The 18,854-nt window shown below is 72.4% G+C and carries 17 protein-coding genes; 14 read left to right on the top strand and 3 right to left on the bottom strand.

The window, feature by feature from the left end; genetic code table 11:
- Positions 1-196: 196 nt before the first annotated feature.
- The 11 genes from narJ (at position 197) to ADL05_RS16400 (ending at position 12,678) form a co-directional block, all read left to right on the top strand.
- Positions 197-814 (top strand): nitrate reductase molybdenum cofactor assembly chaperone, encoded by a 618-nt coding sequence (gene narJ, locus ADL05_RS16450; protein ID WP_053617860.1) that lies wholly within the window; start codon positions 197-199, stop codon positions 812-814.
- Positions 815-896: 82 nt separating this feature from the next.
- Positions 897-1,835: a DUF5996 family protein gene (locus tag ADL05_RS16445; protein WP_053617859.1), complete on the top strand. Its 939-nt coding sequence runs from the start codon at positions 897-899 to the stop codon at positions 1,833-1,835.
- A gap of 142 nt (positions 1,836-1,977) precedes the next feature.
- Positions 1,978-2,265, top strand: coding sequence for a GNAT family N-acetyltransferase (locus ADL05_RS16440; RefSeq protein ID WP_053617896.1), 288 nt, complete (start codon positions 1,978-1,980; stop codon positions 2,263-2,265).
- A gap of 184 nt (positions 2,266-2,449) precedes the next feature.
- Positions 2,450-3,946 (top strand): sodium:alanine symporter family protein, encoded by a 1,497-nt coding sequence (locus ADL05_RS16435; RefSeq protein WP_053617858.1) that lies wholly within the window; start codon positions 2,450-2,452, stop codon positions 3,944-3,946.
- Between the two features lie 191 nt (positions 3,947-4,137).
- Positions 4,138-4,737 (top strand): GNAT family N-acetyltransferase, encoded by a 600-nt coding sequence (locus ADL05_RS16430; RefSeq protein WP_053617857.1) that lies wholly within the window; start codon positions 4,138-4,140, stop codon positions 4,735-4,737.
- Positions 4,738-5,036: 299 nt separating this feature from the next.
- Positions 5,037-5,243, top strand: a complete 207-nt coding sequence (locus ADL05_RS16425) for a heavy-metal-associated domain-containing protein (protein WP_053617856.1) — start codon at positions 5,037-5,039, stop codon at positions 5,241-5,243.
- A gap of 1 nt (position 5,244) precedes the next feature.
- A complete protein-coding gene (locus tag ADL05_RS16420) occupies positions 5,245-5,445 on the top strand; it encodes a hypothetical protein (protein ID WP_053617855.1) in 201 nt (66 codons plus the stop codon).
- Between the two features lies 1 nt (position 5,446).
- On the top strand, positions 5,447-7,723 hold the full coding sequence (locus ADL05_RS16415; protein ID WP_053617854.1) for a cation-translocating P-type ATPase: 2,277 nt from the start codon (positions 5,447-5,449) through the stop codon (positions 7,721-7,723).
- 401 nt (positions 7,724-8,124) lie between these two features.
- Positions 8,125-9,480 carry a cytochrome P450 gene (locus tag ADL05_RS16410; protein WP_369800952.1) on the top strand — a complete coding sequence of 452 codons (1,356 nt, stop codon included), beginning with the start codon at positions 8,125-8,127 and terminating at the stop codon, positions 9,478-9,480.
- The gene (locus ADL05_RS16405) at positions 9,477-10,574 is read left to right on the top strand and encodes a cytochrome P450 (RefSeq protein ID WP_053617852.1); all 1,098 of its coding nucleotides are present in this window, start codon (positions 9,477-9,479) and stop codon (positions 10,572-10,574) included. The genes ADL05_RS16410 and ADL05_RS16405 overlap by 4 nt, the downstream gene beginning before the upstream one ends.
- A gap of 250 nt (positions 10,575-10,824) precedes the next feature.
- Complete coding sequence (locus ADL05_RS16400) at positions 10,825-12,678, top strand: serine/threonine-protein kinase (RefSeq protein ID WP_053617851.1); 1,854 nt, start codon at positions 10,825-10,827, stop codon at positions 12,676-12,678.
- A gap of 274 nt (positions 12,679-12,952) precedes the next feature.
- Here ADL05_RS16400 and ADL05_RS16395 read toward each other — a convergent pair whose 3' ends face one another.
- Positions 12,953-13,642, bottom strand: coding sequence for a response regulator transcription factor (locus ADL05_RS16395; protein ID WP_197285823.1), 690 nt, complete (start codon positions 13,640-13,642; stop codon positions 12,953-12,955).
- Positions 13,639-14,832: a sensor histidine kinase gene (locus ADL05_RS16390; protein WP_053617849.1), complete on the bottom strand. Its 1,194-nt coding sequence runs from the start codon at positions 14,830-14,832 to the stop codon at positions 13,639-13,641. The genes ADL05_RS16395 and ADL05_RS16390 overlap by 4 nt, the downstream gene beginning before the upstream one ends.
- 179 nt (positions 14,833-15,011) lie before the next feature.
- Here ADL05_RS16390 and ADL05_RS16385 point away from each other — a divergent pair, with 179 nt between their 5' ends.
- Complete coding sequence (locus ADL05_RS16385; protein WP_053617848.1) at positions 15,012-15,251, top strand: hypothetical protein; 240 nt, start codon at positions 15,012-15,014, stop codon at positions 15,249-15,251.
- Between the two features lie 105 nt (positions 15,252-15,356).
- Positions 15,357-16,169 (top strand): NAD-dependent epimerase/dehydratase family protein, encoded by an 813-nt coding sequence (locus ADL05_RS16380; RefSeq protein WP_053617895.1) that lies wholly within the window; start codon positions 15,357-15,359, stop codon positions 16,167-16,169.
- Positions 16,170-16,222: 53 nt separating this feature from the next.
- Here ADL05_RS16380 and ADL05_RS16375 read toward each other — a convergent pair whose 3' ends face one another.
- Positions 16,223-17,380, bottom strand: a complete 1,158-nt coding sequence (locus tag ADL05_RS16375) for an acyl-CoA dehydrogenase family protein (RefSeq protein WP_053617847.1) — start codon at positions 17,378-17,380, stop codon at positions 16,223-16,225.
- Between the two features lie 170 nt (positions 17,381-17,550).
- Here ADL05_RS16375 and ADL05_RS16370 point away from each other — a divergent pair, with 170 nt between their 5' ends.
- Positions 17,551-18,276: a TetR/AcrR family transcriptional regulator gene (locus ADL05_RS16370; RefSeq protein WP_053617846.1), complete on the top strand. Its 726-nt coding sequence runs from the start codon at positions 17,551-17,553 to the stop codon at positions 18,274-18,276.
- Positions 18,277-18,854 lie beyond the last annotated feature (578 nt).

Raw genomic sequence — 18,854 nt, 5'->3', positions numbered from 1 at the left:
CCCGGACGACTTATCCGCTCCGGACGCATACGACTCACTTCGCCATGATCGGCCACGATTGTCACGTGATGCGGTGTGGGAAGTGGGACTCCGCCACCTCGCGAGGCATATTCGTGAGCGGAGTGTGATGGGACGCCGACGACGGCCCGTCCCGTCCGCACGGCGCGGACACCCGACTCCGTGAGGAGGAGCGAGGATGACCGACACCACCACCAGCGCCACAGAGGGCACCGGGGGCACCGGCGCCGCCCGACGGTCCGACGAACGCGCTTCCCTGCGCGCGCACCGCGTTTCGGTGACGCGCCGGGCCGCCTCGGTCCTGCTGGGCTACCCGGACGAGTGCTTCTTCGACCGCTTGCCCCTGGTGGCCCGCGCGGTCGCCGGACTTCCGCGCGGTGCCGTGCGCGAGGCGCTCGACGAGTTCTGCGAGTACGCCACCACCACGCCCGAACCGCGGCTGTGCGAGCACTACACGGACGTGTTCGACCCGCGCCACCGCCGGACCCTGTACCTGACCCACTACTCCGACGGCGACGCGCGGCGGCGCGACCGCGACCTGGCCGAGGTCGCCGGTGTCTACGCCCGGGCCGGGTGGCGGATGGGCGCCGACGCACGCCCCGACCACCTGTGCGTGGTCCTGGAGTTCGCCGCGCGGGGCGACGCCGCCGCCGGGGAGGAACTGTTGGCGTGGTTCCGGCCCGCCCTGGACGTGCTGGGCACCGCCCTGCACGCCCACGGAACCGCCTACGCGCGCGTGCTCGACGCCGTCCGCCTCACCCTGCCCTCGCCCCGGGGCGGATTCGACGCCGTGTGACCGGGGGAGACGGCGGGGGCCGGGTCTCGACGCGGGGACGCGTCCACCACGACACGAAGGTCACACAGAGACGGAGCACCACGTGGAACTGTTCCCGGACTTCCCGCTCGACTCCTGGTACGACACCAAGCAGACCCTGCACCGCTTCGAGCAGATCGTCGGCAAGGTGCGGATGGAGCACAGCCCCCGCCGCAACCACTGGTGGCATGTGCCCTTCCACCTGACCGGGTCGGGCCTCACCACCCGGCCGATGGGGCTGGGCGACGGCAATCCGGTGTTCACGGTGGACTTCGACTTCGTCCGACACCGGCTGGTCGTGTCGACGCTCGACGGGCAGGAGGCCTCCCTTCCGCTGGAGGGTCTGAGCGTCGCCGACTTCTACCTCCGGTTCCAGTCACTGCTGGACGGCCTGGGGGTGGACGGGTCGATCTCGGTGGCGCGCCCCTTCGACCTGCCGGACTCCGACCGGCCCTTCGTCCAGGACCACGAGCACGCCACCTACGTCCCGGAGCACGCCACGCGGTACTGGCAGGTGCTGAGCCAGGTCAACCTGGTCCTGGAGGAGTTCTCGTCGGGCTTCTCCGGCAAGATCAGCCCCGTGCACCACTTCTGGCACACCTTCGACATCGCCGTGACCCGTTTCTCCCCGCACCCCGTGCCGCAGCCGAGGGAGGCGGGCGGACTCGTCCGGGAGGCCTACTCACGAGAGGTCGTGAGCTCGGGTTTCTGGTTCGGCGACGACACCGTCCCCGAACCCTGCTTCTACTCCTACACGGCGCCCGAACCGGACGGGCTGGCCCGGCAGCCGCTGTCCCCGGTGGCCGCGGAGTGGGTCGAGAGCGGGGGCGGGCACCTGGCGCTGCTGCGGTATGCCGACGTGCGCCGTATGCCGGACCCGCGCGCCTCGGTCCTGGAGTTCCTGGAGAGCTCCTACCGGGCTGGGGCCGCCCTGGCCGGATGGGAGATCTCCGCGCTGGCGTGCCCGGGAGGGGTCACCGACCCCTACACCGTCGGGGGGTGACCCCGTCCGGCTCCCGCCCGGGCAGGACCGTCCCGTCCCGGTTCGAGGTGTGTGCGCGGTCTCCGGGGGAAGTGGCATTCTGTGGGGCGCATGTACCCCGCACGCGCCGCGTGCGGGGCCGACGCACTGAGCGGAGATGGCCATGGAGCTGACGGTCGAGGACGCGCGGGAGCGGTCGAGGTTCGAGGTGAGCGTGGACGGGAACCTCGCGGGGTTCTCCGCCTACCACCTCATCGACGACGGGGTGCTGGCCCTGCCCCACGTGGAGGTCGACCCCGCCTACGAGGGCCGGGGCGTCGGCAGCACCCTCGTGCGTGAGTCCCTGGACACCATCCGCGCGCGGGAGCTGCGGATCGTGCCCATCTGCCCCTTCGTCCAGGCGTTCCTGAAGCGTCACCCGGAGTACGCGGACCTCGTCCACCAGGGCTGATCCGGGGCCGGGCGCGACGGACGCGCGTGGACAAGCGTGAGGAACCGCGACATAGTTCCGTATAACGGAAATATCACCAGAGGGGCAACGTCTGGACAAGGGTTGTCCAAATAGTGGTATGGATCCCTTCGCGGGGTAAGAGTGGGCGGTTGTCCCTCATCACTGAGCGAAGGAGCTCGACCACGTGATATCCGCAGACGCAGCACCCAACCTCAGCGCGAGTCTCACCGAGGCCATCGGCGGCGTCAACGACGTTTTCTGGGCCTGGATCCTGATTCCCCTGCTCGTGGTGGTCAGCCTGTACTTCACCTTCGGGTCCGGCCTGGTGCAGCTCCGGATGCTCCCGGAGATGTTCAAGGTCGTCGGAGGCCAGCCCGAGATCGCCCCGGACGGCAAGAAGGCCGTCTCCTCGCTCCAGGCGTTCATGATCTCGGCCGCGGCCCGGGTGGGAACCGGCAACATCGTCGGTGTGGCCGTGGCGATCTCCCTGGGCGGCCCCGGCGCGGTCTTCTGGATGTGGGCGATGGCGCTGATCGTGGGTGGTGCCAGCTTCGTCGAGTCCACCCTCGCCCAGCTGTACAAGGTGCGTAACCGCACGGGCTACCACGGCGGCCCCGCGTACTACATGGAACGGGGGCTCGGCCAGCGCTGGCTGGGCGTCCTGTTCGCGATCATCCTCATCCTGACCTTCCCGATGGTCTTCAACGCGGCGCAGAGCAACACCATCGCCGGAGCCGTGACCAACTCCTCCGACGCCCTGGGCACCGGCTCGGGCCTGTGGCTGTCGGCCGCCGTCGGCGTCGCGGTCGTCGTGGCCACCGCCCTGGTCATCTTCGGCGGCGTCCGCCGGATCGCGCACACCGCGCAGGCGCTCATCCCGGCCTTCGCGGCCATCTACGTCATCATCGGCCTGGCCATCATGGCGATGAACTACCAGGCCGTCCCGGGCGTGTTCGTGATGATCTTCGAGCACGCCTTCGGACTGCGCGAGTTCGGCGCCGCCGCGCTGGGCACGGTCATCGTCCAGGGTGTGCGCCGGGGCATGTTCTCCAACGAGGCCGGTCTGGGCTCCGCCCCCAACGCCGCCGCCAGCGCGTCGGTCACGCACCCCGTCAAGCAGGGCCTCGTCCAGACCCTGGGCGTGTACTTCGACACCCTGGTGCTGTGCACGGTGACCGCCTTCATCGTCCTGCTGGGCCGCGGGGACGAGCCGCTCGACGGGGGGCTGGAGGGCGATCTGGCCCAGCACGCGGTCATGGCGTCGCTCGGGCCGTGGGCGCTGCACCTGATGACCCTGATCCTCATCCTGGTCGCGTTCACCTCGGTGCTGGGCAACTACTACTACGGCGAGTCGAACATCGAGTACCTGACGCGCAACGAGGGCGTCATGCTCGGCTACAAGGTGGTCTTCCTGGCGGCCACCATGTTGGGCTCCCTGGGCTCGATCGACCTGGTGTGGACGCTGGCCGACACGACCATGGGCCTGATGGCCCTGGTCAACCTGCTGGCGATCACGCCGCTGGCGATGATCGCGTTCCGGTTGCTCAAGGACTACAACGAGCAGCGGCGTGAGGGCCGCGACCCGGTGTTCACGCGGGACCGCCTGCCGGGGCTCAAGGGCGTGGAGTGCTGGGACCCGGCCACCGAGGACGCGCACGTGTCCGAGGAGAGCCGGGCCTGACCCCGACGACCGTGACACGGGGGCGGATCCCTCGGGATCCGCCCCTTCTCGTGCCCGACGTGCGGAGAAGGCGTCAGAAGGGCCCAGGGGTGGGCGTTCGCGGGCAACCGTGTTCTTTCGGTCACGGCCAATGACCGCTAGTGTTCTGGATCACAGTCGTGGCGGCCAGTGTGTCTCGTCGAGGGAGTCCGATGTCCATCGTCTCAATCGAGCCCGCCACCGCCGAGCGGTGGGAAGATCTGGAGAACCTGTTCGGGCCGACCGGAGCCTACGGGCACTGCTGGTGCACGTTCTTCCGAAGACGGGCCAAGGACCATACCGCGAGCACCTCGTGCGAGCGGTCGAACCGGGGCGTGGACAACAAGGAGGAGTTGCGGCGGCTGACCCTCGACGGGCGGGTGCCGGGGCTCCTCGCCTATGACGAGGACGGCCCGTGCGGCTGGGTGTCCGTGGCGCCCCGGGAGGACTTCATCCGGCTCTCCCGCTCGCGCTCGCTGCGTCCGGCCGATCCGCGCGAGCCCGGCGTGTGGTCTCTGGTGTGCTTCTGGCTCCCGCCGCGCCGCCGCCGGCGCGGACTGGGCAGCCGCCTCCTGGAGGGGGCGATCGACTACGCCCGCTCCAGCGGCGCCCGGGTGCTGGAGGCCTATCCGGTGGACACCGCGGGCGGGCGCGCACCGAGCGCGGAGGTCTACACCGGGACGGTGGAGATGTTCCGCCGCGCCGGATTCACGCTGACCGGGCACCACCTGAGCGAGCGCGTGGTGGCCCGCCTGGAGCTCAAGGCCGAGTAGGACCGCCTCCGGACGCCGCCCCCACCGGCCCCGGATGGCGACGCGGTCGAGCCGCACCCCACCGGTCTCGATCGACCCCCGCCCCCCATCCCCCTTCGTCACGGCCCCCGCGGGATCCGGATCCGTCCGGACGCGACGGGGGCTTCTCTGTCGGTCCTTGGTACCCCCCTGGGGTACCGTGTGAGGCATGTCGCGGAGCTGCGGCGACGCGGCTTGACGTATTTATACCCCCTAGGGGTATAGTCGGTTCCAGGCGGAGCGGTCCACGACGGAGACCGCCACACGAACCAGGAGGCGACATGGCTACCGCTGTCTACACGGTCGACGGCATGAGCTGCGGGCACTGCGTGAACTCCGTGACCGAGGAGGTCACCGGGGTCGACGGCATCACCGACGTGCGAGTGGACCTGGAGTCCGGCCAGGTGACCGTCACCAGCGAGGGCGACGTCGACGACGCCTCCGTGCGCGCGGCCATCGACGAGGCCGGCTACGAGGTACGGGCCTGAGATGAACGCGACCACGAAGCTCGGGCTCTACGTACTGGGTCTCGTGGCCGTGTTCGCCGTGATGTTCGGGGCCGGCTCCCTGGCCGGTCCCGTTCTGCCGGAGCGGACGCAGGACACCGGGCACGCGGAGGACCAGGGCCACGAGGACACCGCCGGCCCGGACGGGGCGGGCGGCCACGACCACACGGACACGGAGCGCTGACGTGACGACCAGCAGAACCCAGGAGCGGTCGGTCGAACTGGCCATCGGCGGCATGACCTGCGCCGCCTGCGCCAACCGCGTCGAGAAGCGGCTGAACAAGCTCGACGGCGTCACCGCCAGCGTCAACTTCGCGACCGAGAAGGCACGGGTCAGCTTCGAGGGGGAGCCGACCGCCGTCGAGGAGCTCGTCGCGCAGGTCGAGAAGGCCGGCTACACCGCCACCGTCCCCGAGAAGCCCGGAGACCGGGAGGGCGGCGCGGAGATCGCCGAGGAGCCCGACCCGACCCGCGCGCTGCGCCACCGGGTCATCGTCTCCCTGGCGCTGTCGGTTCCCGTCATCGCCATGGCGATGGTCCCCGCCCTGCAGTTCACCTACTGGCAGTGGGCGTCGCTGGCCCTGGCCGCCCCCGTCATGGTCTGGGGCGCCCTGCCCTTCCACGTCTCGGCGTGGAAGAACCTCAAGCTCGGCACCGCCACCATGGACACCCTGGTCTCGCTCGGCGTGACCGCGGCGTTCCTGTGGTCGCTCTACGCCCTCTTCCTCGGCACCGCGGGCACGCCGGGCATGGTGCACTCGTTCGAGTTCACCATCGCCCGCACCGACGGGTCCGGCAACATCTACCTGGAGGTCGCCGCCGGCGTCACCTCCTTCATCCTGCTCGGAAAGTACGTCGAGGCGCGGTCCAAGCGCCGGGCCGGGACCGCGCTGCGCGCCCTGCTCGAACTGGGCGCCAAGGAGGTCGCGGTCCTGCGCGACGGGCGCGAGGAGCTGGTCCCCGTCGACCGGCTCGCCGTCGGCGACCTCTTCGTGGTCCGCCCCGGCGAGAAGATCGCCACCGACGGCACCGTCGAGACGGGCACCTCCGCGGTCGACATGAGCATGCTCACCGGCGAGTCCGTCCCGGTGGAGGTCGCCCCGGGCAGCGCCGTCGTCGGTGCCACGGTCAACGCGGGCGGCCGACTGGTCGTGCGCGCCTCGCGGATCGGCTCCGACACCCAGCTCGCCCAGATGGCGCGCCTGGTCGAGGACGCCCAGAACGGCAAGGCCGCCGTGCAGCGGCTCGCCGACCGGGTGTCCGGCGTCTTCGTGCCGGTCGCCATCATGATCGCGGTCGGCACCCTCGGCTTCTGGCTCGGCACCGGCGAGCCGGCCGCCGCCGCGTTCACCGCCGCCGTCGCGGTCCTCATCATCGCCTGCCCCTGCGCGCTCGGCCTGGCCACGCCCATGGCGCTGATGATGGGCACGGGCCGCGGCGCCCAGCTCGGCATCCTCATCAAGGGCCCCGAAGTCCTGGAGAGCACCCGCCGGATCGACACCGTCGTCCTGGACAAGACCGGCACCGTCACCACCGGCGCCATGGCGCTCGCCGCCGTCACCGCCGCCCGCGGGCAGGACGAGGACGAGCTGCTGCGCCTGGCGGGAGCGCTGGAGAACGCCTCCGAGCACCCTGTCGCCCGGGCGATCGCCACGGGCGCGGCCGAGCGGGTGGGGGCCCTGCCGGTCCCGGAGGACTTCGCGAACATCGAGGGCCTGGGCGTCCAGGGCGTCGTGGACGGCCGCGCCGTCGTCGTCGGCCGGGTCGCGCTCCTCCAGGAGTGGTCGCAGGACCTGCCGGAGGAGCTCGCCGACGCGGTCGGGGCCGCCGAGGCCCAGGGCCGCACGGCCGTCGTCGCGGGCTGGGACGGCAGGGCCCGGGGCGTGCTGGTGGTGTCCGACACGGTCAAGCCCACCAGCGCCGAGGCGGTCCGGTACTTCCGTGATCTGGGCCTGGTCCCGATCCTGCTCACCGGCGACAACAAGGCCGTGGCCCGCGCGGTCGCCGACGAGGTCGGCATCGAGGAGGTCGTCGCCGAGGTCCTGCCCCAGGACAAGGTCGACGTGGTCGCCCGGTTGCAGGCCGAGGGGCGCGTCGTGGCCATGGTCGGCGACGGGGTCAACGACGCCGCCGCCCTGGCCCAGGCCGACCTGGGCCTGTCCATGGGCACCGGGACCGACGTGGCCATCGAGGCCGGCGACCTGACGCTGGTCCGCGGGGACCTGCGCGCCGCGGCCGACGCGGTGCGGCTGTCCCGGCGCACGCTCGCGACCATCCGCGGCAACCTGTTCTGGGCCTTCGCCTACAACGCGGCGGCACTGCCCATCGCCGCGGCGGGCCTGCTCAACCCGATGCTGGCGGGCGCGGCGATGGCGATGTCGAGCGTGTTCGTGGTGACCAACAGCCAGCGGCTGCGCCGCTTCCGGCCACTCACCGAGCCCGCCCCCCGTGACCGGCCCTGACCCCAGCGGTCCCGTTCGCCGTCACCCAGGGGGTCCATCCGGGCCGAAGCAGGGTGAATCGCGCCGAGGGCGTCCGTTGAGGGTGGTGGCGGGCGACGCAGGGTGAATCGCGCCGAGGGCGTCCGTTGAGGGTGGTGGCGGGCGACGGGTGGGACAGGCGGTAGCGACGGCGAAGGCCCCGGTGTGAAGCGCCCTGGCCGAAGCGAGGCACGAGCGGAGGCCCGGGGCGAGCACGCGTGAAGCGCCCCGAACCTCTCGCTTCCCTGGCACGGGGCCGCTAGGGTTTGCGCGAGAACTCCGTGTAGTCAGGGGTTCTCGCGCACACCCGCGCGGCCCCCGCCGTGCCCGAGCCCTGGAAGGACGGCCCCTCCCGTCCCGACCACACCCCCAGTCGAGGTCCCGTGACATCTGGATGCCCCCGCGCAGCGCTCCACCACAGTGAGCCGCACCCCGACCCCTACGCCGTGTACGAGAAGATGCGCGCCGACCACGGCCCCGTGGTCCCCGTCGAACTCGAACCGGGCGTGCACGGGTGGCTCGTCACCGACTACTCCACACTGATCTCCTGGTCCAGGGACACCACGACCTTCACGCACGACCCCCGGCTGTGGAAGGACTACCGCGAGGGCCGGGTGGGCGTGGACTCCGGCCTCATCCCGATGATGGCGCCCCGCCCCAACGCCCTGTTCGTGGACGGCAGCGAGCACCAGCGCCTGCGCCGCGCCCTCACCGACTGCCTCGGCAGCGTGAGCGAGCGCCGCCTGTCCGAGACCACCCGGCGCTACGCCGACAGCCTGGTCGACCAGTTCTGCGAGCGCGGCGAGGCCGACGTCCTCAACGAGTACGGCCGCATGCTGCCCCTGCTGGTCATGAACGAGCTCTTCGGCTTCGACGAGGACCAGGGCCTGCGCTTCGCCTCCGCCATGCGCAACGTCTGGGCGGGCGTGGACAGTGAGCGCGCCAACGCCGAGGCCGAGCGGGCGCTGTCGGAGGTGGTCTCCACCAAGCACCGCGCGCCCGGGGACGACCTCACCACCCAGCTGCTCCAGCACCGCGCCGCCCTGACCGATGAGGAGGTGCTCCACCAGCTCATGCTCATCATCGCGGCGTCCAACGAGCCCACGGCCGACCTCATGTACGCGACCATCCGCGAGGTCCTCACCAGGCCGGGCGTGGTCTCCGGCTCGGACGCCCCGCTGTCGGCGGCGGCCCTGGACGACATCGTCAACGACGTCCTGTGGAAGGACCCGCCGATCACCAACTACCCCGTGCTCTACCCGCGGGTCGACGTGCCCGTGGGTGGCGGGCGCGTCATCGAGGCCGGGTCGCCGATCCTGCTGGGCTTCGCCGCCGCGGACCACTTCTTCCTCAAGGAGAACGCCGCGGAGATGGCCGAGACCAGCAACCGGGCGCACGTCGCCTGGGGCGCCGGCCCCCACCGCTGCCCGGCCATCGACGAGGCCACCACCATGGTGACCGTCGCCGTACGCGTCCTGCTCACCCGGCTGCCGGGCCTGTCCCTGGCCGTTCCGCCCGAGGAGCTGTGCTACCAGCTCACCACGCTGACCTGGTTCCCCGTGCACCTGCCCGTCCGCTTCACGCCGCAGTCCCCGCTCAGCTCCCCACCCGAGGAAGGAGAGTCGTGGACGCCGTCCGACTCGCCCCTGGAAACCTCCGAGCCCAGACCGAGCACCTCCGCGCCCTGGGGCCTGTCGTCCCTGTCGAGCTTCCTGGTGAGGTTGCTGCGTGGGTCGTGACCACGCACGCGGCCGTCAGCGACGCACTGGCCGACCCGAGGGTGCAGAAGGACAAGAAGCACTGGGCGGCCTTCAACGCCGGTGAGATCCCGCCGGACTGGCCGCTCATCTCCTGGATCATCGCCGAGAACATGCTCACCAGCGACGGCCCGGAGCACACCCGGCTGCGCAAGCTGGTGTCACGCGCGTTCACGCCGCGCCGGCTCGAAGGGCTCCGCGAGGGCATCGCCGTGCTGGTGGACGGGCTCCTCGACTCCCTGGCGGAGCGGGCGGCCGCGGCGGAGGACGGGGTCGTCGACTTCAAGGCGGTGGTGGCCCGACCGCTGCCGATGACGGTCATCAGCGACCTCTTCGGGCTGGACCAGGACATCCGGCCGAAGCTGCACGGGCAGGTCAACGCGTTCTTCGACCAGAGCATCGCACCCGACCAGGCCATGGCGACCTTCATGGAGATGTGGGCGCTGCTGACGGAGCTGGTCGCGGCCAAGCGCGCGGAGCCGGGCGACGACCTCACCAGCGACCTCATCGCCGCCCGCGACGAGGGCGACCGGCTCAGCGAGGACGAACTGGTGTGGAGCCTGGTGCTGATCATCAGCGCGGGCTACGAGACCACCATGAACCTCGTCGCCAACGCGGTGCGGGCCCTGCTCGGCCACCGCGACCAGCTCGACCTGCTGGTGGCGGGCGAGGTGGGGTGGGACCGCGCCCTGGAGGAGGTCCTGCGCTGGGACGGCTCCAGCGGCTTCGTCCCGATGCGGTACACGACCGAGGAGATCGACCTGGCCGGGGTGACCGTGCCCGCCGGTGAGCCCCTGCTCCTGGGCTACGGCTCCGCGGGCCGCGACCCCGAGCGCCACGGCGCCACCGCGGACCTGTTCGACATTACCCGCGAGGACACCGGGCACCTGTCGTTCTCCCGCGGGCGGCACTACTGCCTGGGCGCGAGCCTGGCCCGGATGGAGGTCCTGGAGCTGCTGCCGCGCCTGTTCGCGCGCTTCCCCGGACTCGACCTCGCCGTGGCCGACCAGGACCTGGAGCCGCTGCCGTCGTTCATCGTCGGAGGTGTGCGGGCACTCCCCGTGCGCCTCTCCTGACCCACCCGGGCGCGGGACACGCCCGGACGAGCCGGTCCCGCCGTCGGACGCGTCACAGCGCCCGCGGCGGGATCGCCGCATGTCAGGGGTGTTTCGTCCGGGTTCGCACCAGGTGGGGCACAGCATGGTCACCCGGGCGGGGAGCGTCGTCGGCCGGCGCGGCTCCTAGACTCGCTGGTGTCCCCCGCCGGTGCCCCTCCACCCGCCCCGGTCCCGCATGCCTGCCTCCCCTCAGAGGAATCGCACACTCATGAACAGTTCGGAAGCCGACCCCGGTCGACTCCTGGCCAGCCGCTACCGCCTGGAAGAGGTGCTCGGCACGGGCGGCATGGGGCGGGTCTGGAAGGGGACCGACACCCTCCTGGACCGGCCCGTCGCGGTCAAGGAGCTGACCACCCCCGCCAACCTCCCCCCGCACGAGATCGAGGTCCTGCGGACGCGCATGCTCCGCGAGGCGCGCAGCGCGGCGCAGCTCAGCCACCCGTCGATCATCACGGTGTTCGACGTGGCCGAGGAGGACGGCCGCCCGTGGATCGTGATGGAGCTCGTGCGCGGCCCCTCCCTGGGCGACCTCGTCAAGGCCGACGGCGTCATCGGCGTGGGCCGCGCCTCGGGCATCGGCGAGCAGATGGCCGCCGGGCTGGCGGAGGCGCACGGGCGCGGGATCGTGCACCGCGACGTCAAGCCCGGCAACGTGCTCATCGCCGGGAACGACCGCGCGGTGCTCACCGACTTCGGCATCGCCCACCTCGACGGCTCCACCCACCTGACCAGTACCGGGCTGCTCATCGGTTCACCCAGCTACCTGGCCCCGGAGGTCGCCCAGGGGCAGTCGGCGACCCCCGCCTCCGACCTGTGGTCGCTGGGCGTGACGCTCTACCAGGCGGTCGAGGGTGCCCTGCCGTTCGACCGGCCCACCCCGATGGCGACCCTCACCGCGATCGTCACCCAGGACCTGCCCGAGGCGGAGCGCGCCGGAGCCCTGCGGCCGCTGCTGGAGGCCCTGTGCGAGAAGCGCCCCGAGGACCGGCCGACGGTCGCCGAGGCACGGGCCCGGCTGCGGGAGGTCCGCGACGCCGAGGAGGCGGCCGGATCGGCGCCGGCCGTCGCCCCGACCCTGGCCACGACCGCGCCCGCGGACCTGTCCCGGGCTGAGGAGGCGGATGTGGCGGAGGCGGCGTCCGCCGCACCGAGCGGGGGCGTTCCGGGGGAGTCGACAGGGGCGGACGGGACGGCGGAGGCGGCGATGTCCGCCGGGACGCCCGCCGAGGCGTCCGCCGGAAGGCTCGCCAAGGGGGCCGCCGCGGTCGCCGGGACACCCGCTGGTCCGCCCGCGCCCTCGTCCGCGTCGGCGCGGGGCGCGGCCCGCGGTGGCCGGAGTGGACGGCGCGCCCTGCTGGTGGTGGCGGCCGTCCTCGTCCTCCTGGTGGCCGGCGCCACGGCCAGCGTCCTGGTGAGCATGAACCGGCCGGGGGCGGGATCGGACGCGGGACTGGTCGACGGCTCCCAGGAGGCGGGCGCCGACGCGGGCGGGGACTCCTCCGCCGCCGAGTCGGAGGCCGACGCCGCCGGGGGCGCGGGAGCGGACGACGCGGACGAACCCGTGGCAGGGGAGTCCGAAGAGGCCGACGAGCCCGAGGAGGTCGAGGAGTCGGACGACGAGTGGGACTTCCTGGTCCGCCACGACGACCCGAGCGGCTTCTCCGTGGACGTGCCCGAGGACTGGACCGAGGAGCGCCGGGACCACATGGTGTACTTCCACAACCCCGACGGCGGCTACCTGCTCGTGGACCAGACCGACGACCCCAACCCGGACGCCGGGGACGACTGGCGCGAGTTCGAGCCCTCCGCCCGGGACAGGTTCGGCGGGTACGAGCTGACGGGGATCGAGGACGTCGAGGCCGACTGGGCCGACGACTACGTCAGCGCCGCCGACTGGGAGTTCACCTACGACGGGAGCGGCGGTCGGATGCACGCCATCAACCGTGGCTTCCACACCGAGGACAAGGGCTACGCGCTGTTCCTCGTCGCGAGCAACGACGACCCCGAGGCCAACCGGGCGCTGCTGGACCGGATGTCGCGGACCTTCGAGCCGGCCGCCTGACGCACGCGCCTCCGACCGCGGTCCGGGGCACGCGCCCACTGGTGAGGGGCACCGAGTGGTCCGAGGGTGCGCCCGCAACGGTCAGTCGCGCGACCGACGCCTCAGAACCCCGCGCGCCCACCGGCTCGGAACACCGAGCGGCGCGTGAGGCCGGTGAACGCCTCCAGCGCCGCCGAGCCCGCCACCGGGTTGCCCTGGGATCCAGGCCCGGCCCCAGGCGGCCACGGAGTGGCGTCCCGGCACGATCGCCAGGGTGCCGCCGGCCACGCCGCTCCTACTCGGTGCCGTCCAGGAGCTGGGCGTCGTGGACCAGCAGTGCCACCTGCACCCGGTTGTTGAGGCCGAGCTTGGTGAGGATGTTCGACACGTGCGTCTTCACGGTCGGCACGCTGAGGAACAGTGTGGCGGCGATGTCGGCGTTGGAGCGGCCCTCGCCGACGGCGACCGCGACCTCGGACTCCCGGGTGTTGAGCGCCGCCAGCCGTTCCCGGGCCCGGACCGCGCGCTGGTCGTGCCCGGTCGAGGCCACCCGGTCGATGAGGCGCCGGGTGACGCTGGGAGAGAGCACGGGCAGGCCGCGGGCGACCCGGCGCACCGACTCGACGATCTCGTCCGGCGGGGTGTCCTTGAGCAGGAAGCCCGCCGCGCCGGCCCGCAGGGCCCGCAGGACGTGCTCGTCGGCGTCGAAGGTGGTCAGGACCAGCACCTCGGGCGGTCGCGGGAGGGCGCGCAGGCGCTCGGTGGCGGTCAGTCCGTCCACACCCGGCATGCGGATGTCCATCAGCACGACGTCGGGGTCGTGCTCCTCGACGAGCGCGAGCACCCCGGCGCCGTCCTCGGCCTCCGCGAGCACCCGGACGTCGGGCGCTCCGCCCATCATCATCACCAGCCCGACCCGCACCAGCGCGTCGTCGTCGACGATGACGACCCCGATCCGTCGGCTGCCCTGCTGCGGTTCGCTCATGAGGGCCACGGTAGCCAGGCCGAGAGCCGCCAGCCACCGGAGTCGGTCGGGCCGTGCTCCAGCCGCCCCGACGCCAGTGACACCCGCTCGGCCAGGCCGACCAGCCCCTGCCCGGCCCCGTCGCCGCCGGCCCGGTGGGCGGGCGGCGTGGCGGCGGCGTCGTTGACCACGTCCACGGTGAGCCCCTCGCCCGGGGCACCGGACACCCGGACCCTGGTGTCGGCGCCCGGAGCGTGCTTGCGCGCGTTGGTCAGGGCCTCCTGGACGATCCGGTAGGCCGTCCGCCCGACCCGGTCCGGCACCCGCCCCTCGTGCTCCTGCGACAGCTCGACACGCGAGCCGACGTCATCGGCCTCGGCCACGAGCTGGTGCAGATCGGCCATGGTCGGCTGGGGCAGCTCGCCCACCGGGGCCCGCAGGACGCCGATCACCTCGCGCAGGTCCTGGAGCGCCTGGTGGGCGCTCTCCCGGATGACCTTCGCCGAGCGCGCCACCTGTTCCGGCGGCGTGTCCGGACGGTACTCCAGGGCCCCGGCGAGCACGCTCAACAGGGAGAGCCGGTGCCCGAGGACGTCGTGGATCTCGCGGGCGATGGACTCCCGGACCTGGTGCTGGGCCTGTTCGGCGCGCAGGCGGGCCTCGGTCTCGGCGTGCACGGCCCGGTCGCGCAGGGACTCCACGAGCCGGCGGCGGTGGTGGACGGTCAGGCCCCAGCCCGTCACGGCCCCCAGGATGGCGGTGCCGAGCAGGAAGTCGACCAGGAAGGGCGAGACGGGGTCGGGGCGTACGACCGCGTGGACGGAGGCGGCTCCCACGGCGAGCACGAGGACGGAGAGGCTGACCTTCGGGGGCCGGTGCACGGCCAGGGAGAACAGGGCGATCAGCATCGCCCCGGACACCAGGGTCAGGACCGAGGAGAACAGGACCAGGACGACGGCGAGCTCGACGGGCCACCGGCGCCGCCACCACAGGCCCACGCAGGCGGCCAGCGCGATCACCTGCTCGGTGGCCGAGAGCCACAGCGGCAGGTCGACGGAGGGGTAGGGGGCGCCCTCCCCGTGCGGGGAGTCGGGGAACTCCAGCGCGAGGGCCAGACCGAAGCCCACGGCGAGGAGGAAGATGGTGAAGTCCACGATCCAGTCGCGCACGGTGCGCCGCCGCGGTCGGGCCCGGTCGGTGGATGCGTTCATCGTCCCGGAGTCTACGGCGCGCCCGGTGCCGGATCCGGCTCCGGAGGGGAGCTCGGTACCGACGTCGGACGACTCCCTACTTTGGTCGTGCCGGTCCGCGGCCGACCGGTCCTCCGGACGCCCGGGTCCACGCCCGTGGCCGATGTGCGCGGCACCGCCCGGGGCCTAGCGTCGGTGGCATGCGCAAAATCCTTCAGGGCCTCGGCCTGCTCGTGTTCCTCATCGGCGTCAGCGGTGCCATCGACCACCTCTGGTACCAGCCGTTCTTCGGTATCGTCCTCAACTCCTTCAACCGGCTGGTCGTGCCCAACGTCTCGTTCCTCCAGGAGTACGCGCTGTTCGCCAACCTGGCGGTGGCGGTCCTGGGCGGCGCGCTCATCCTGGCCATGGAGGCCCTGGCCCCCGAGCGCCGCGGGTGAGGAGCCCGTCGGGCGGAGCCGTCGGCCCGGCCGGGGCCGGACGCGCGGTCACCGCCCGGGGCCGAACGGGAGCGCCAGGTGTCCGGGATCGGTACGGTGGGGCCGATGAGCACATTGGTCACCGGGGCCACCGGGATGGTGGGCAGACGCGTCCTCGCGGAGCTGGAGCGGCGCGGGCTGCCCGCGACGGGTGCCTCGCGCACCTCGCCCACCCGCCTGGACTGGACGGACACCGCCAACTGGGGGGACGTCCTCAAGGACGTGGACCGGGTGTTCGTGGTGACGCCGGTCGGCCTCGGCCTGGGCAGCCGCGTGGGCGGCTTCCTGGAGCGCGCGGCCGAGGCGGGTGTGGACCACGCCGTCGTGATGTCGGCCATGGGCACCGAGCACGCGCCCTCCGACTCCGACCAGCGCACGGCCGAGATGCGGGCCAAGGAGCTGTTCGGCCGCTGGACCGTCCTGCGCCCCAACTGGCTCCACCAGGACTTCACCGAGGGCGTCTTCGCCGACCTCGCCCGCTCGCGCAACGGGCGCCTGGAGCTGCCGGTGCGCAAGAGGTCGGCGGTGAGCTTCGTGGACGCGCGCGACGTCGCCAACGCGGCCGTGGCAGCGCTCACCGGCGACCACCACGGCCGTGAGTACACGCTGACCGGCCCGCAGGCGCTGACGTTCCGCGAGGTCGTGAAGATGACCAAGGGCACGGACAGCCCCGTGTGGCGGTACAAGGCGATCGACGAGGCCGGGTTCTACTTCCGGGCGACCGACCGCGGGTGGGGCGACCGCTACGTCGACACCCTCAACGAGCGGTTCGCCGCCGCCAACGAGGGGCTGGCGGGCTCGGTCACCGGGGACGTGCGCGACGCGCTGGGCCGCGACCCCATCCCGATGGCCCGCTTCGTACGCGAGGCCACAGCCTGACCGGCCCGCGGGCGGGTCCGGCCAGGCCGTGGCGGGGGCCTACTCCTTGACGCCTACTTCTTCAGGAGCTGGCGGGCCATGACCATGCGCTGGATCTGGTTGGTGCCCTCGTAGATCTGGGTGATCTTGGCGTCGCGCATCATGCGCTCCAGCGGGAAGTCCTTGACGTAGCCCGCGCCGCCGAGCAGCTGCACGGCGTCGGTGGTGATCTCCATGGCCGCGTCGGAGGCGTAGCACTTGGCCGCGGCGCCGTAGAAGGCCAGGTCGCTGTCGCCGCGCTCGGACTTGGCGGCGGCGACGTAGACCATCTGGCGGGCCGTCTCCAGCTTCATCGCCATGTCGGCGAGCATGAACTGGACGCCCTGGAAGTCGGCGACGGCCTTGCCGAACTGCTTGCGCTCCTTGACGTAGGCCACGGCGTGGTCGAGCGCGCCCTGCGCGATGCCGACGGCCTGGGCGCCGATGGTCACGCGGGTGTGGTCGAGGGTGCGCAGGGCGATCTTGAGGCCCTCGCCCGGGGCGCCGACGATGCGGTCGCCGGGCACGCGCACGTTGTCGAAGAACAGCTCGCGGGTGGGGGAGCCCTTGATGCCGAGCTTGCGCTCGGGCTCGCCCAGGGAGAAGCCCTCGTCGTCGGCGTGCAGGACGAACGCCGAGATGTTGCGGCCGCGCGGGCCGTCGGGGTCGGTCACGGCCAGGACGGTGTAGTACTTGCTCACACCGGCGTTGGTGATCCAGGACTTCTGGCCGTTGAGGATCCAGTCGTCGCCGTCGGCGACGGCCTGGGAGCGCATGCTGGCGGTGTCGGAGCCCGCCTCGCGCTCGGACAGGCCGTAGGAGAACATCGCCGCGCCGCTGGCGACCTCGGGCAGGTAGCGCTGCTTGACCTCCTCGGAGGCGCCCAGGATGACGGGCATGGTGCCGAGCTTGTTGACCGCCGGGATGAGGGACGACGAGGCGCAGGCCCGGGCGACCTCCTCGATGATGATGCAGGTGGCCAGCGCGTCGGCGCCGACGCCGTCGTACTTCTCCTCGATGTGCGCGGCGTGGAAGTCGGTGGCGACCAGGGCGTCGTGCGCGGCCTGGGGGAAGGAGCTGGTCTCGTCCACCTCGGCTGCGTGCGGCGCGATCTTGTCCTCGGCGACGGAGCGTACGGCCTCGCGCAGCTCCTCGTGCTCCTCGGTGGTCTTGAACAGGTCGAAGTCGCTCATCAGTCTTCCCTCCCCGAGGGTGTCCCGCCCCTCGGCAGTTGGCACCGCGTGCCGGTGTATGGCATCCAGTGCCAGGGTAGGGGGTGAACGGGACGAAGTACACAAGACCGGGTCGGATACCTTCTGGGAGGCGTCGAGTGGACGCGGGGCCGGTGGAAGGGGTGAGCAGCGTGGGGAACGGTGTCCAGGAGCGGTCGGCCGGCCGGAACGGGCCGTCGCGCACGGCCACGCGCGACGTGGTGCTGGCCGCGGTCCGGCTGTTCACCGAGGACGGCTTCGAGAGCACCACGATGGAGGGGATCGCCACCGCCGCGGGGATGAGCCGGCGGAGCCTGTTCCGCCGCTTCGGCTCGAAGGAGGACATCCTCTTCGCCGAGCACGACGAGCTCTTCACGACCGTGGCCGCCTACCTGGAGGCGTCGCCGGACGAACCGCTGGAAGCGGTCTGCTCCGCCGCCCGCCTGGTGCTCCAGGGCTACCTGCGCGACCCCGAGGTGACCGTTCCGCGCTACCGCCTGGTGCGCGCCCATCCGCGGCTGCGCGACCGCGAGGTCGCCATGACCGCCCGCTACCAGGCCGCGTTCAGCCGGTTCCTGGCCGACCGGGAGGGTGCCGAGGGCCGCTCGCTGTCCGCGGGGGTGGTCGCGGCCTCGGTCATCGCCGCGCACAACCACGTGCTGCGGTCCTGGCTGCGCGACCCGTCGGAGGACGGGCGGCGGGTGTGGGCCCGGTTCGACACCGCGATGGACCTGGTCCGCCGCACGGCGCGGACGGTCCTGGCGGTGGAGGAGGAGCCCCCGTCCGCGGACAGGGTGCTGGTCGCGGTCTACCCGGGGGGCACCGACCGCGAGGCCCTGCTCCGACGCATCGGCGCGGCCGTCGAGCAGGACTCCTGACCCGGCCGAAGCGGGAAGGACCGCGCTTCCACCTGCACCCCAAGGGGTTGGACGTGCACACGCACCCCCGCCGCCGCACCCCCAGGGGGTCGAACGCGAGCAGCACAGCCTGCGGGCGGATCCCCAGGGGGTCCATCCGGGCCAAAGCGAGGAACGAGCGGAGGCCCAAAGAAAGCACAGGTGTGAGGGGCGCGCCGGTGCCTGCAGGAGGAGCCAAGCCGGAGCAGGGAGAACCGCGCCGGAGGCGTCCGTTGAGGGTGGTGGCGGGCGACGGTGTGGGAACGAGCGCAGGCGCAGGCGACGACGAAGGCCCCGGCGTGAAGCGCCCCGAACACAGGCGAAGGCCCCGTCTTCCGGGCGCGCGAGCGCCCCGCGCCGGGCGTAGGCTGGACGGGGCCCGGATCCGGGCCGACCAGTACACGAGGCGGGACGGGCAGCGAGGATGAGCGTGGACACGGCGGGCGCGGCGAGGCAGGAGGCCGAGGTCGCCCGGGAGGCGGGGCGTCGGCGGACGTTCGCGGTGATCTCGCACCCGGATGCCGGTAAGTCGACGCTGACCGAGGCCCTGGCGCTGCACG

It is taken from the genome of Nocardiopsis sp. NRRL B-16309 (genome assembly GCF_001279585.1).
Classification (GTDB): Bacteria; Actinomycetota; Actinomycetes; order Streptosporangiales; family Streptosporangiaceae; genus Nocardiopsis.
This window is presented reverse-complemented; position numbering and strand designations above follow the sequence as displayed.

Excerpts from the sequence above, each read along its gene's own strand:
- ADL05_RS16380 (WP_053617895.1), top strand. The coding sequence starts at position 15,357 with ATGAGCACATTGGTCACCGGGGCCACCGGGATGGTGGGCAGACGCGTC.
- narJ (WP_053617860.1), top strand. The coding sequence starts at position 197 with ATGACCGACACCACCACCAGCGCCACAGAGGGCACCGGGGGCACCGGC.
- ADL05_RS16420 (WP_053617855.1), top strand. The coding sequence starts at position 5,245 with ATGAACGCGACCACGAAGCTCGGGCTCTACGTACTGGGTCTCGTGGCC.
- ADL05_RS16430 (WP_053617857.1), top strand. The coding sequence starts at position 4,138 with ATGTCCATCGTCTCAATCGAGCCCGCCACCGCCGAGCGGTGGGAAGAT.
- ADL05_RS16395 (WP_197285823.1), bottom strand. The coding sequence starts at position 13,642 with ATGAGCGAACCGCAGCAGGGCAGCCGACGGATCGGGGTCGTCATCGTC.
- ADL05_RS16375 (WP_053617847.1), bottom strand. The coding sequence starts at position 17,380 with ATGAGCGACTTCGACCTGTTCAAGACCACCGAGGAGCACGAGGAGCTG.
- ADL05_RS16400 (WP_053617851.1), top strand. The coding sequence starts at position 10,825 with ATGAACAGTTCGGAAGCCGACCCCGGTCGACTCCTGGCCAGCCGCTAC.
- ADL05_RS16390 (WP_053617849.1), bottom strand. The coding sequence starts at position 14,832 with ATGAACGCATCCACCGACCGGGCCCGACCGCGGCGGCGCACCGTGCGC.
- ADL05_RS16385 (WP_053617848.1), top strand. The coding sequence starts at position 15,012 with ATGCGCAAAATCCTTCAGGGCCTCGGCCTGCTCGTGTTCCTCATCGGC.
- ADL05_RS16440 (WP_053617896.1), top strand. The coding sequence starts at position 1,978 with ATGGAGCTGACGGTCGAGGACGCGCGGGAGCGGTCGAGGTTCGAGGTG.
- ADL05_RS16425 (WP_053617856.1), top strand. The coding sequence starts at position 5,037 with ATGGCTACCGCTGTCTACACGGTCGACGGCATGAGCTGCGGGCACTGC.